The sequence below is a fragment of the Nonomuraea corallina genome, assembly GCF_027620315.1.
Taxonomy (GTDB): Bacteria; Actinomycetota; Actinomycetes; order Streptosporangiales; family Streptosporangiaceae; genus Nonomuraea; species Nonomuraea corallina.
Genome location: NZ_JAPNNL010000198.1, coordinates 1 through 13147, shown reverse-complemented (window position 1 = coordinate 13147; position 13147 = coordinate 1). Strand labels below are relative to the sequence as shown.

13 protein-coding genes and 1 pseudogene are annotated in these 13147 nt (G+C 70.4%); 11 read left to right on the top strand and 3 right to left on the bottom strand.

Annotated features, from left to right (window positions below; all coding sequences use genetic code 11):
- Positions 1-791: pseudogene (locus OUY22_RS31925) on the top strand (N-6 DNA methylase); the annotation flags it as partial.
- Between the two features lie 40 nt (positions 792-831).
- On the top strand, positions 832-1719 hold the full coding sequence (locus OUY22_RS31920) for a serine/threonine-protein kinase (RefSeq protein WP_270158969.1): 888 nt from the start codon (positions 832-834) through the stop codon (positions 1717-1719).
- Here the strand turns inward: OUY22_RS31920 and OUY22_RS31915 are convergent.
- Positions 1716-1847 carry a hypothetical protein gene (locus OUY22_RS31915; protein WP_270158968.1) on the bottom strand — a complete coding sequence of 44 codons (132 nt, stop codon included), beginning with the start codon at positions 1845-1847 and terminating at the stop codon, positions 1716-1718. The genes OUY22_RS31920 and OUY22_RS31915 overlap by 4 nt on opposite strands.
- Positions 1848-2224: 377 nt before the next feature.
- On the opposite strand from OUY22_RS31915, the gene OUY22_RS31910 reads away from it, so the two are divergent.
- From OUY22_RS31910 to OUY22_RS31885, 6 genes are all read left to right on the top strand, one after another.
- A complete protein-coding gene (locus OUY22_RS31910) occupies positions 2225-3487 on the top strand; it encodes an ABC transporter substrate-binding protein (RefSeq protein WP_270158967.1) in 1263 nt (420 codons plus the stop codon).
- Positions 3484-4440, top strand: a complete 957-nt coding sequence (locus tag OUY22_RS31905; RefSeq protein ID WP_270158966.1) for a carbohydrate ABC transporter permease — start codon at positions 3484-3486, stop codon at positions 4438-4440. Before OUY22_RS31910 ends, OUY22_RS31905 begins: the two co-directional genes overlap by 4 nt.
- Positions 4437-5240, top strand: a complete 804-nt coding sequence (locus OUY22_RS31900; protein ID WP_270158965.1) for a carbohydrate ABC transporter permease — start codon at positions 4437-4439, stop codon at positions 5238-5240. Before OUY22_RS31905 ends, OUY22_RS31900 begins: the two co-directional genes overlap by 4 nt.
- A complete protein-coding gene (locus OUY22_RS31895) occupies positions 5237-6607 on the top strand; it encodes a GH1 family beta-glucosidase (RefSeq protein WP_270158964.1) in 1371 nt (456 codons plus the stop codon). The genes OUY22_RS31900 and OUY22_RS31895 overlap by 4 nt, the downstream gene beginning before the upstream one ends.
- Before the next feature lie 32 nt (positions 6608-6639).
- Positions 6640-7635, top strand: a complete 996-nt coding sequence (locus tag OUY22_RS31890; RefSeq protein ID WP_270158963.1) for a LacI family DNA-binding transcriptional regulator — start codon at positions 6640-6642, stop codon at positions 7633-7635.
- 74 nt (positions 7636-7709) lie between these two features.
- Positions 7710-8957, top strand: coding sequence for a phospholipase D-like domain-containing protein (locus tag OUY22_RS31885; RefSeq protein ID WP_270158962.1), 1248 nt, complete (start codon positions 7710-7712; stop codon positions 8955-8957).
- A 27-nt stretch (positions 8958-8984) separates the two neighbouring features.
- Here the strand turns inward: OUY22_RS31885 and OUY22_RS31880 are convergent, their stop codons facing one another.
- Positions 8985-9473: an FBP domain-containing protein gene (locus OUY22_RS31880; protein ID WP_270158961.1), complete on the bottom strand. Its 489-nt coding sequence runs from the start codon at positions 9471-9473 to the stop codon at positions 8985-8987.
- Between the two features lie 128 nt (positions 9474-9601).
- Between OUY22_RS31880 and OUY22_RS31875 the strand changes: the two genes are divergently transcribed.
- Both OUY22_RS31875 and OUY22_RS31870 read left to right on the top strand, forming a co-directional pair.
- Entirely contained in the window at positions 9602-10828 is a 1227-nt protein-coding gene (locus OUY22_RS31875) for a hypothetical protein (RefSeq protein ID WP_270158960.1), read from the top strand.
- 95 nt (positions 10829-10923) lie between these two features.
- Positions 10924-11448, top strand: coding sequence for an NUDIX domain-containing protein (locus OUY22_RS31870; protein WP_270158959.1), 525 nt, complete (start codon positions 10924-10926; stop codon positions 11446-11448).
- A gap of 45 nt (positions 11449-11493) precedes the next feature.
- Here the strand turns inward: OUY22_RS31870 and OUY22_RS31865 are convergent, their stop codons facing one another.
- Positions 11494-12021: a carboxymuconolactone decarboxylase family protein gene (locus OUY22_RS31865; protein WP_270158958.1), complete on the bottom strand. Its 528-nt coding sequence runs from the start codon at positions 12019-12021 to the stop codon at positions 11494-11496.
- A gap of 286 nt (positions 12022-12307) precedes the next feature.
- On the opposite strand from OUY22_RS31865, the gene OUY22_RS31860 reads away from it, so the two are divergent.
- Positions 12308-13147: M23 family metallopeptidase (locus OUY22_RS31860; protein ID WP_270158957.1), on the top strand; the 840-nt coding region annotated here is incomplete at its 3' end.

The following is a 13147-nucleotide window of genomic DNA, read 5'->3' as shown; positions in this document are numbered from 1 at the left end:
GGCGGCCGCCGTCCGACGTGCTGATCCTCGACGCCGCGGCCGACCCGTCGGTGGTGGAGCCGGCCTGGCGCGCCTACCTGCGCGACGGCGCGGGCCAGGCCGTGCGGATCATCGACCTGCTGGCCGACGAGGTCGACATGACCCCGGCGCGCCACCAGCGGCGAGAGGACCTGGGCCGGGCCTTCGCCGAGACCCGCGACCGGTTCCTGGCCGCCGCGGCCACGCCGCCCGACCTGCAGGTGCTGGAGCAGCCGCTCGACCAGCCCGCCACCACCGTCGGCGACCTGATCAAGGAGGGCCTGGTGTCGGTCTCGCAGGCCCCGCCCCGGATGGCGGTCGGCGACGGCGAGCTCCGGGTGCTGACCGCCGACGACGTGGCCACCGGGTCGCCCCCGTCCGGCCGCGCCACCAGCCAGCAGGGCCTGGTCGCGCTCCAGCCGGGCGACGTGGTGGCCTCCTACTCCTCCGTACGGGTGATCTCCGACGGGGGCGGCGTGCTGGGTCCGCAGCTCACGCTCTACCGTGTCGACGCCCGCAGGCTCGACCCCGACTTCCTGGCGGGGTTCCTGCGCGCCGGCGGCAGCCGCGCGACCACCGGCTCCAGCCGGTTCGACGTGCGGCGCACCCGCCTGCCGCGCATCCCGCTGAAGGAGCAGCGCGCGTACGGGGAGGCGTTCCGGCAGCTCGCGACGCTGGAGGACGCGCTGCGGGAGACGTCGGAGCTGGGTCAGACGCTGATCCGGCTGGGGCTCGACGGGCTCACCGAAGGTCATCTGCACCCGCAGTCCTGACAGTGTAGTTTTGCCCCGGAAGGGCGCGGGAGGGGGGCATATGGTCATCGGCGACCGCTATGTGCTCGACGATCTGCCTCTCGGCCAGGGCGGCATGGGCGCCGTCTACGCGGGCCACGACCGCCACCTCGACCGCAAGGTCGCGGTCAAGCTGCTGCGCCTGCCGGGCGGCCCCGACCAGGAGCTGGAGCACCGCTTCATCCGCGAGGCGCGCATCCTGGCCCGTCTCGAACATCCCGGCGCCCCCGTCCTGTACGACTTCGGCACCCACGAACAGCGGCTCTACCAGGTCATGCAGTTCATCGAGGGCGTCACGGTGGCCGACGTGGTGAGTGAGCACGGGCCGCTGCCGGTGGCGTGGGCCGCCGCCATCGCCGCGCAGTCCTGCGCCGTCCTGTCGGCGGCGCACGCCCTGTCGATCTGCCACCGCGACCTCAAGCCGACCAACCTCATGCTCTGCCCCGACGGCAGCGTCAAGGTGCTGGACTTCGGCCTGGCGATGCTCCGCGACGCCGACGTGACGACCTTCACCCGGATCGGGCAGATCCTGGGCACGCCCGCCTACATGGCGCCGGAGCAGATCCAGCACGGCGTCGCCGAGCCCCGCAGCGACCTCTACTCCCTCGGCTGCGTGCTGCACGAGATGCTGACGGGCCGGCAGTTGTTCACCGGCCCGACCGACTACGTGGTGTTCGAGAAACAGGTGAAGGAGCGGCCGCCGGCCATCCCCGGCCTGCCCGAGGGGCTGGGCGCCCTGCTGGGGCGGCTGCTGGAGAAGTCGCCCGACGACCGGCCCGCGGACGCCGACGAGCTCTACCGGCTGCTGGAGCCGTTCGCGGTGACGCTGCCCATGCTGCCCGGGTTCCTGGCGGCCTCCCCCAGCCCGGGGCGCATGTACGCGCGGATGGTGGGGCGGGTGCTCAGCTAGCGGCTCAGGCGACGAGCAGGAGCGACCCGCAGCCAGGACTGGAAAACCGGTTCCTCGACCGGCGCGCCGGGGATGCCGAAGCCGACCGCGGCCTTGGGAGCCCAGAAGGCGCGCGCGCCGATGACCATGATGCCCGCTCCGATCAGTCCGGCGAGTACGTGGGCGATGGTGGTGAGCAGTCGAGAGGGCCAAGAGAGCGCTCCCCCAGCGCGTTCCGACCGATGTTCTCGCGCGTCGGCCGCGTGGTGCTCGGACAGACCCTAAGAGGGGGCTGGACCAGGGCGGCGATGCGCCGCGATAAGGAGAGACACCGGGCTCAGGGTCGAGGGAGAAGGGCTCTCCCGACCCTGAGATCGCTCTCTCCATAACAAGGATCGTTACCCAACAACCGTTGACAGGCCGTGGTGATCTGGCCGAAAGTTTTCGGAGAGCGCTCTCTCACCCCCAAAGGTCTCCCGTCCCGGAGGGCTCCATGGCTCCTCGTTTCCGGCGTATCGCCGTACCCTTGATCACCGCGTCCCTGCTCGGCCTCGCCACCGCCTGCGGTGGCGGCGGCGCGGACGAGACCGCGGGCGCCTCCGCCGCCCCCGCGGAGAAGGTCAAGCTGACCGTCAACCTCTTCGGCGACTTCGGCTTCAAGCCTCTGTACGAGGAGTTCAAGAAGACCCACCCCAACGTGGAGATCGTCGAGAACGTCACCCAGTTCAACGACCACCACAACAACCTGGTCAAGCGCCTGGCCACGAACGCCGGAGCGGGCGACGTCGAGGCCGTCGAGGTCGGCTACATCAGCACCTTCACCGCCCAGCCGCAGAAGTTCGCCGACCTCAAGCAGTTCGGCCTGGACAAGCGGCAGAGCGAGTACCTCGACTGGAAGTGGCTGCAGGGCCTCAGCAAGGACCGCTCGCAGCTGCTCGGCCTCGGCACCGACGTGGGCGGCCTGGCCATGTGCTACCGCAAGGACCTGTTCAAGAAGGCCGGCCTGCCCGAGGACCGGGAGGAGGTGGGGCAGCTCTGGCCGACGTGGGAGCAGTACATCGAGACCGGCAAGAAGTTCGCCGCCGCGGACGTGGCGGGCGCCAAGTTCGTCGACTCCCCCGGTGAGATCTTCCGCGCCATGGTGAACCAGGCGCCGGTCGGGCTCTACGACGCCCAGGACACGATCATCGTGGACTCGAACCCGGACGTGAAGAAGGCCTGGGACCTGTCCAACCAGCTCACCGCCGAAGGGCTGACCGCCAAGCTCGCGGCCTTCTCGCCGCCGTGGAACACCGGTTTCGCCAAGGGCTCGTTCGCCACCATCATCTGCCCGGCCTGGATGACCGGGTTCATCCAGGAGCAGGCCCAGGACGCCTCCGGCAAGTGGGACATCGCCACCGTGCCGGGCGGCTCCGGCAACAGCGGCGGCTCCCACCTGATGGTGCCCAAGCAGAGCAAGCACCAGAAGGAGGCCGCCGAACTGGTGGACTTCCTGACCTCCAAGGACAACCAGGCCAAGGTCTTCAAGGAGACCGGCACGTTCCCGTCCATCCCGGCGCTGTACGAGGACGAGTCGATCCAGACGTTCACCAAGCCGTTCTTCGGTGACGCGCCGATCGGCAAGATCTACTCCGAGGCCGCCAAGGCGCTCAAGCCGCAGCACCTCGGCCCGAAGGAGGCGGACGTGCGGGTCGCCATCGGCAACGGCCTGGGCCGGGTCGAGCAGGGCAAGCAGACCCCGGACGAGGCGTGGGCGCAGGTGCTCGAGGACGTCAAGAAGATCAAATGAGTGTTCTCCCTCTCGCGATCGGGCGGAGGCGTAGGACGAGTGTGCGGCACACCCTCGACACGAGGGTGTCGCCGTACGCCTACGTGGCGCCCTTCTTCCTGCTGTTCGCCGCCTTCGGCCTGTTCCCGCTCGCCTACACGGCCTGGGTCAGCCTGCACGAGTGGACGCTCCTGGAGGAGGAGCAGACGTTCGTCGGGCTGCGGAACTACGGGACGCTGCTGGCCGACGGCTACTTCTGGAACGCCACCTTCAACACCCTGTCGATCGGCATCCTGTCGACCGCGCCGCAGCTCGTGCTGGCCATCTGGCTGGCGCACCTGCTCAACAGGAGGCTGCGTTTCCAGACCCTCTTCCGGATCTCGCTGCTGGTGCCCAACGTCACCAGCGTCGTCGCCGTGGTGGTGATCTTCAGCCAGCTGTTCGGGCGGGACTTCGGCATGATCAACTGGGTGCTGTCGTGGTTCGGCGCCGGCCGGATCGACTGGGCCGCCGGCACGGCGACCTCGCACCTCGCGCTCTCCGTGATGATCATGTGGCGGTGGACGGGCTACAACGCGCTCATCTTCCTGGCCGCCATGCAGGCCGTGCCGCGCGAGCTGTACGAGGCCGCGACCCTGGACGGGGCGGGCAACCTCAGGCAGCTGGTCAGGATCACCGTGCCGATGATCCGGCCGACGATCATCTTCGTGGTCATCGTCTCGACCATCGGCGCCATGCAGATCATCGCCGAGCCGCTGCTCTTCGGCTCCGGCACCACCGGCGGGGGCACCATGGTCACGGGCGGGCCCGACCGGCAGTTCCAGACGCTGGCGCTCTACGTCTACGAGCACGCGTTCACCAAGTTCGACTTCGGCTACGCCTCGGCGGCGTCGTGGGTGATGTTCCTGTTCGTGGTGATCGCGGCCGGCGTCAACTTCCTGGTGAGCCGGCGCGTGAAGGGCGGTGTGATATGAGGCTGCGCTACCTGACCTTGACGGCGGTCGCGTTCTTCTCCGCGTTCCCGCTGTACTACAGCGTCGTGGTGGCCTCCCGGCACAACTCGGCGCTGGCCCAGGTGCCGCCGCCGCTGCTGCCCGGGGGCAACTTCTTCGCCAACGTGGCCCGGGTCTTCGACACGGTGCCGTTCGGGCTGGCGCTGCTCAACTCGGTCATCGTGGCCGGGTCGATCTCGGTCGCGGTGATGTTCTTCTCGACGCTGGCCGGGTTCGCCTTCTCCAAGCTGCGCTTCCGCGGCAGGAACGCCATGCTGGTGATCACGGTCGCGACCATGATGGTGCCGGCCCAGCTCGGCATCATCCCGCTCTACATGCTCATGATCAAGCTGGAGTGGACCGGCACGAACTACGCGCTGATCGTGCCCGCGCTGGTCAACGCCTTCGGCGTGTTCTTCATGACGCAGTACCTGAGCAGGGCTCTGCCGACGGAGTTGCTGGAGGCGGGCCGGGTCGACGGCTGCACCACCTGGGGGCTGTTCTGGCACGTCGTGCTGCCCGCCGCCCGGCCCGCCGCGGCCGTGCTGGGCATGCTGACGTTCATGTCGGCCTGGAACGACTACTTCTGGCCGCTCGTCGTGCTCACCCCGGACAACCCCACGGTCCAGGTCGCGCTGTCGTCGCTGGCCAGCGGATACGTCAACGACTACGTCCTGGGCCTGGCGGGCACGGCGGTGGGGACCCTGCCGCTGGTGCTCATCTTCGCCCTGTTCGGCAAGCAGATCATCGGCGGAATCATGCAAGGAGCGGTCAAGGGATGATTTTCCCGGAAAAGTTCGTCTGGGGTGCCGCGACGGCGGCCTATCAGATCGAGGGGGCGGTCAAGGAGGACGGGCGGGGCCAGTCGATCTGGGACACCTTCTCCCACTCCCCCGGCAACGTGGCCGACGGCGACACGGGCGACGTCGCCTGCGACCACTACCACCGCTACCGCGACGACGTCGCCCTGATGCGCGAGCTGGGCCTGGCGGCCTACCGGTTCTCGGTGGCCTGGCCGCGCGTCCAGCCCGACGGGCGCGGGCCGGCGAACCCCCGCGGGCTGGCCTTCTACGACAGGCTCGTCGACGAGCTGCTGGAAGCCGGCATCGCACCGTACCTGACCCTCTACCACTGGGACCTCCCCCAGGCGCTGGAGGACAGGGGCGGCTGGACCGACCGCGACACCGCCTTCCGGTTCGCCGATTACGCCGCCGTCGTGCACGACCGGCTGGGCGACCGCGTCCACGACTGGGCGACGCTGAACGAGCCGTGGGTGGCGGCCTTCCTCGGCTACGGCAACGGCGTGCACGCGCCCGGCCGCCGGAGCCCGGCCGACGCCCTGCGCGCGGCCCACCACCTGCTCGTGGGGCACGGCCTGGCCGCCGCCCGGCTGCGGGAGGCGGGGGCGGGCAGCATCATGCTGGTCGTCAACTCCTCCCCGGTGCTCACCCCGGCCCAGGTGAACGACCCGGCGGCGGTGCCGGCCGAGGCCGACGCGGCCGCCGTGGACCGCGTCCACGCGCTGCTGACCCGGCAGTTCCTCGACCCGGCCGTCCACGGCCGCTACCCGGAGGAGGTGCTGGCCGCCGCCGGACGCAACGGCGGCACCGGGCACCTCCTGGACGGCGACCTGGAGGTGATCAACGCGCCGATCGACCTGATCGGGATCAACTATTACAACCCGTGCGTGGTGGAGGCGGGGCCGGGACTGCCCGCCGACGCGGCCTGGCCGGGCTCGGAGGACATCCGCTTCGCCCCGGCCGACGCGCCGGTCACCGCGATGGGCTGGCCGATCGTGCCCGACGGCCTGTCGCGGCTGCTGGTACGGCTGTCGCAGGACTACCCGGACGTGGGCCTCATGGTCACCGAGAACGGCGCCGCCTTCGACGACGTGGTGGAGGACGGCCGGGTGCACGACGCCGACCGGGTCGCCTACCTCCGGGGCCACCTGCGCGAGGTGGGCAGGGCCATCGAGGCGGGGGCCGATCTGCGGGGGTATCTCGTCTGGTCGCTGCTCGACAACTTCGAGTGGGCCGAGGGCTACCGGCGCAGGTTCGGCATCGTGCACGTCGACTACGCCACGCAGGTCAGGGTGCTCAAGGACAGCGCGCTGTGGTACCGGGACGTGATCGCGACGAACCGGCTGTAGATTCTCTCCGTGTCCTCCCCTTCGGCGCAGCCATGAGACGCCCGACCCTGGAAGCGGTCGCCGCCCGCGCGGGCGTCTCACGCGCCACCGCGTCCCGCGTCGTCAACGGCCAGACGACCGTGGCCCCGCACATCCGCGACGCCGTGCTGCGCGCCATCGACGAGCTGGGCTACGTGCCCAACCCGGCCGCGCGCAGCCTGGTCACCCAGCGCACCGACTCGATCGCCCTGGTCGTCTCCGAGCCGCCGACCCGGGTGTTCTCGGAGGATCCGCTGTTCGCGACGGTGATCCGCTCGGCCAGCCTGGAGCTGGAGTCGGTCAACAAGCAGGTCGTGCTCATGCTCGCCTCGTCGGCCAAGAGCCACGCCAGAGTGGAGCGTTACATCGCGGGCGGGCACGTCGACGGGGTCATGCTCATCTCCATGCACGGCGCCGACCCGCTGCCGAGCGCGCTGTCGCGGCTGCGCGTCCCGGTCGTCTCCTACGGCCGGCCCGCCGTCCCCGTCGACATCCCGTACGCGGACAACGACAACGTGGGCGGGGCCGAGACCGCGGTGCGTCACCTCGTCGACCAGGGGCGCAGGCGCATCGCGACCATCGCCGGGCCGCAGGACATGATCGGTGGCCAGGACCGGCTCACCGGCTACCGCAACGTGCTGCGCGACTCCGACCGCCGCTCGATCGTCGCGGTGGGCGACTTCACCCGCGAGTCGGGAGCGGTCGCCATGCGGCAGCTGCTCGGCGACGACCCGCAGCTCGACGCGGTGTTCGTGGCCAACGACCTGATGGCGGTGGGCGCGCTGCAGGCGCTGCGGCAGGCGGGGCGGCGGGTCCCCGACGACGTGGCGCTGGTGGGCTTCGACGACATCGAGGCGGCCAAGTACACCGAGCCGCCGCTGACCACGGTCCGCCACCCGGTGATCGAGCAGACGGCGGCGATGGTCCGGCTGCTGCTGGACCTGTTCGCCGGCGCCCCGGCCGAGCCGGTGGTGCTGCCGACGGCGCTGGTGATCCGCGACTCCGCCTGAGGGGGCCTTGACAGGCAGGTTTTCCGCGTATGACAGTCGGGATGTGAAAACTGTCACGCAGAAAGGTGCCTCGGGTGAAGAAAATCGCCACGATCGCGGCCTTATGCCTGGCCGCCGCCCTTCTCCCCACGGGAAGCGCGGCGGCCGACGTGACCGGGCCGCCCGTGCTCAACGCCCCGGTCTTCAACGATCCCGTCGCCGACACCGGCGTGCCCGGCACGCCGAGCGCCCAGCAGTCGGCCGTGATGGACCAGCTCATCCGGCTGATCAGGGCCGCCAGGACGGGCAGCGAGATCCGGTTCGTCAACCACCAGTTCTCCCCCGGCCGGCGCTCCACCGAGGTGGCCGACGCGCTCATCCAGGCGCACCAGCGCGGCGTCCGGGTCAAGGTCATCCTCGACGACATGGAGAACGGCGTCAACGACGAGATCACCGCCCGCCTCCGGGCCGTGCTCGGCGCGAACGAGGGCGCCGGCTCGTACGTGATCGGCTGTGAGTATCCCGACCCGGCGGCGGTCGAGCGGGGCTGCATCGGCCGCAACTACCTGCACAGCAAGTTCGCGCTGTTCTCCGGCATCGAGGTGAACGGGACCACGCACGGCAACGTCGTCTTCCAGACCTCGTCCAACCTGTCCGACTGGTACCTGTACAACTCCTACAACGACGCGTTCACCCTCACCGACGCCGCCGTCTACAACGGCTACGCCACGTACTTCGACGACCTGCGTGAGGGCCGCCGGCGGGCGCCGAACCCCGCCTACTACTGGACCACCCCGACAGGGTCGAAGTACCGGGCCACGTTCTTCCCGCGCGTCCAGTCGAGCGGCGACCCGATCGCCAACATCCTCAAGCTCGTCGAGTGCCGGTACCAGGACGCCGACGGCGTCTACCGCCAGACCGACATCAGGCTCGTGCTGACGCACTTCAACCAGCACCGGCTGGCCATCGCCCAGGAACTGGTCCGGCTGCGGGGCGAGAACTGCTGGGTGGACCTGGTCTACTACCGCAGCTCCGACGGCACCGGCAACGCCGACGCCACCATCCGCGCCGAACTGGCCAGGACCGTCAACGGCCGCCGCGTCCAGGTGACCCCGTGCCGCTTCACCGTCGGCGACCGCTCGGTCGTGCCGCACCTCAAGCTGATGATGACCGACGGCTTCTACGACGACGACATCACGCCCAGGGTCTACACGGGCAGCGCCAACTTCACCCACCTGGAGAACGCGGACGACGCCCAGATCAGGATCTCCGGCCGGGACGTGCACACCCAGTACCTGTCGTACTTCTACAAGGTGCGCGACACCTGCCGAAGCCGCACCTGATCGCTGCGGGACCGTCCGCGCCGGGGGTCAGGCGGTGGAGACGCGGTCCAGAAAGGCGTCGAGGTTGGCCGTCATCCGGTCGATCTGCTCCTCGACGCTGAGCGACTCCTCCAGGCGCTCGCCGAACTCCGGCTTGCGCTTGCCCCGTACGTACAGCGAGCAGGCGAGGTCGGCGCAGATGTAGGCGCCGACCGAGTCGGCGTCGCCGCGGCGGCGGCGGGCGGACACCAGGGCGACGCCGCTGCCGGTGTGGGTGGTGAGGCAGAGCGAGCACATGCTGCGGCGCTGGTGGCCGTGGCGGGCGGTGACGAGGCGGAGCGCGACGCCGACGGTGCGGCCGTCGCGCTCGGCCACGAGGTAGGCGCGGTCGGGGGCCTTCGGGTCGCGCCAGCCGAGGAAGTCGAGGTCGTCCCACGGCTGCCCTGGCAGGTCGCGCGGCACGTGCAGACGGGACGCCTCACCCTTGGTGCAGTTGACGAACGAGGTGCGAATCTGCGGTTCGGTGAGTGGTCTCATGGCTTCCAGCCTAGGAGCCCTAGGCAAATGGTTATTCGCCATCGGATTCGCGGATCGAGCCCCATACGTTACCAAAGGGTGCCATCGTGGTCCGGTCCCTTTCATTCCCATCGATAGGGAGACGGATCGTGCCGAAGTTCGCCGTGGTGGCCTCGGTCATCGGCCTGGTGCTCACGTCCGCCGCCGCCCCGGCGCAGGCGGCCGACCAGACCCTGACGGTCGCGTACACCTGCTCGGGCGGCCCCTTCGGCAACACCACGCTGAGCGTGCCGATCGTCGTCCCGGACACCGCGAGCGGCTCGTTCGAGGCCAGGTGGAGCATCCCCGCGCTGACCCTGCGCGCCGCCGCCACCTCCACCACGCAGGTCCAGGTCAACGGCGAGCTCGCGGTCACCGGCGGCACCCACAGCGGCCTGCCGAAGCCCGGCGCGAGCGTCACGGCGGGCTCGACCACCACCCCCGCGGGCCAGGTCACGAGCACCGTGCAGATCACCGCCGCCACCGGCGGCCAGGTGGTGGTCAAGCCGTCCACCGAGACCGGCAGCCTCAAGCTCGCCCTGGCCGTCAACCCTGCCGAGGTGACGACGTGCACCACCACCGGCACCCAGAGCGTGACCGTCACGGTCGGCCAGGGCGGCGGCGAGGACCCCGGTGACGACACCGATGACGGGACCGGCGACGTGGTCGCCTACACCTGCCGCCCCGCCTCCGGCGCGACCCAGTCCGTGCGCATCCGGACCACGCTCACGCTGCCGACCGCCAACCCCGGGGTCGGCGAACAGTTCACGATCGGCTGGAAGGGCACGTACGAGAGCGGCGCCGAACTGGAAGCGCCCAACGGGCTGCCGACGACCGGGCTGAAGATGTACGCGTACGCGTCGATCTCCGGCCTGCCCGGACTCACCTCGGCCACCGGCGTCGGCGAGCTGAGCGGCGTCGCCGTCGGCCAGCCGATCACGCTGCCGACGTCCGTGGACATGAAGACCACCTCGCGGCAGGCGGGCACCGCGACCGTGAAGCCCGCCTCGGTCAACTTCGGGCTACGCCCCACCGAGCCGCTGATCGAGTGCGAGCCGACCGCCTCCGGCTCGCTCAGGACGTACCCGCTGACCATCGGCGCCGGCTCCGCCTCCCCGTCGGCCTCCCCCACCAGGACCGCGGTCGTGACCGAGACCCCGACCGAGGAGACCGAGGAGCCGAGAACGTCGATCACCCCCCGGGAGGGGGTGGCCACCGGGGCCGGCGGGGACGCGGGACCGGACGGGCGGATGGTCATCCTGGCGGGGACGGTGCTCCTCCTGGCGGCCGCGGCCGGCGGCCTGTTCCTGCGCCGCCGGCCACGCCCACTCGGCTGACCGTCTGCCCATGGTCCTGCGGCGAGGACCCGGGAAGGCGCGGCCCGCCCTTGTACCGTGGTGCCGACGCAGCCGTCCACGCGGGGAGCAGTCGCATGCGCTGGCAGGTCCACTCGGAAGAACCGCTCTATCCCGACCGCTGGCTCGACGTACGGATCGCCAACGTGGAGTTGCCTGACGGCAGCCGGTTCGGCCACCGGCTCATCCGCACCGCGCCGGGCGCCGGTGCGGTCGTCACCGACGAGCGGGACCGGGTGCTGCTGATCTGGCGTCACCGGTTCATCACCGACACGTGGGGCTGGGAGATCCCGATCGGCAAGATCGACGAGGGTGAGGAGCCGATCGCGGCCGCCGCCCGCGAGGTCGAGGAGGAGACCGGCTGGCGGCCCGGCCCGCTGCGTCCGCTGCTCTACACCCAGCCGACCAGCGGCCTGTCCGACTCCGAGCACCACATCTTCCGTGCCGACAGCGCCCGGCACATCGGGCCGCCCACCGAGCCGTGGGAGGCCGAACGCGTCGAGTGGGTGCCGTGCTCCGAGATCCGGCGTCTGATCGACAAGCGCGACCTCGTCTGCGGGACGAGCATGAACGCCCTGCTCTACCTGCTCACCGAGGTGTAGGGCGCCCGACCAGGCGCGCGGCTGGGCAGGACGGGGACGGGCGGGTCAGACGCGGAAGACGCGGAGTTGCAGCGCCAGGGTGGCGTAGTAGCCGGTCAGCGTGGTCAGTTCGAAGATCACCGGCTCGGGCAGGAGCGCGTACTCCTCGTCGTCCAGGTCCCCCTTCGTCACCAGGGCGCGGGTGACGCGCAGGACCGCGGCCTCCTGCGGGTCGTCCAGCGAGAGGGGCTCACCCGTACGGACCGCGCCGAGCTGGGACTCGGTGAAGCCCAGGCCGGACGCGATCTTCTCGTGCACCTGGAGCTCGAAGGCGCTGGACCAGTGGGCGGCGACGGTGAGGATGGCCAGCTCACGGCACCGGTCCGAAAGCGACGAACGGTAGCGGATGGCGGCGCCGAGCTCCTGGAGGGGATCTCCCAGGGCGGGGCTGAGGAGCATGGCGTTGAAGGGGCCGATCAGCGCGCCCTGCTCGTCGAGCATCGAGGCGCCCCGAGGACCGGCGTTGACCCGGTCGTAGAGTGCGCGGGCGGCGGGGTCGAGCTGGTCTGGCGGCATCGGGCGCAGGCGCTTCACCGCACCGATGCTAGCCCCGGGACGGGCAGCCGAAGCGTTCGGGACGGGCGGGCGCGAGGACGTGAATCCCGTTCACATCACCTCTTAAAGAGAAGTTAAAGAGATTTTGGATCAGCGGCTGTAAGCCTCTGCGCAGAGGGACGCCGGCGCCCTTTCCCCGCGTCCCGACTGCCGGCACCAGGACTCTCTTCGCTCAGGATCGGCTCACCCCGCCAGCTTCCTCGGAGGAATACGCATGTCCATATCCGCAGTCTTACGAACCGCCGTCAGCGGCACACTCGTCGCCTTGAGCCTGGCCGCCACAGCGAGCCCCGCCCTGGCGGCGCCGAATCTGCAACTGCCCTTCCTGTGCGGCCAGCAGTGGCGGCTGGACACCTGGGCGCACGCACCCGCGCTCGACATGGTGAAGGAGCCGGACCAGCACGGCACCGACGGCGCGACGCTGGTCGCCCCGGCCGCCGGGACGGTGAACCAGTCCTTCTACCACAGCAACGCCGGCAACGTGATCCAGATCAACCACGGCGGCGGCTACTACACCACGTACCTGCACCTGAAGTCCCGGTCCGTCTCGGTCGGCGCGAAGGTGCAGACGGGCGCGACGATCGGCAAGGTCGGGGCGACGGGCCCGACCTCCAACGGGCATCCGCACCTGCACTTCGAGCTCGGCTACGACGCCGACGGCAGTGGCTCGGCCTCCTGGGGGTACGCGGGCTCGGAGCGGGTCAGGCCGACCTTCAACGGGGTCACCTACGGCGGCTCCAACAACCAGACCTGGCGCAACGTCACCAGCCGCAACTGCGCCGCCGCCACCCCCCGACGTGACGCTCCGGCGATGATGCGTGACGACGGTGACGGCACCATGACCATCTACCGGTGGAAGTCCACCGGATCAGAGTTCGACCGGGCCAGCGACTTCAGCTCCGGCGGCTGGACCATGGCCAACACCGGCGACCGGGTCGCCTCCGGAGACGTCGACGGTGACGGCAAGGACGACATCGTCGCCACCTACCAGAACACCGACGGCACCTTCAGCTTCCGCGTCTGGAAGAACGGCGTCACCCACGCCGGCGCCTGGTACACCTCCGGCCCCTACGACCTCGGCCCCGTCGACGGACGCCTGGTCGTG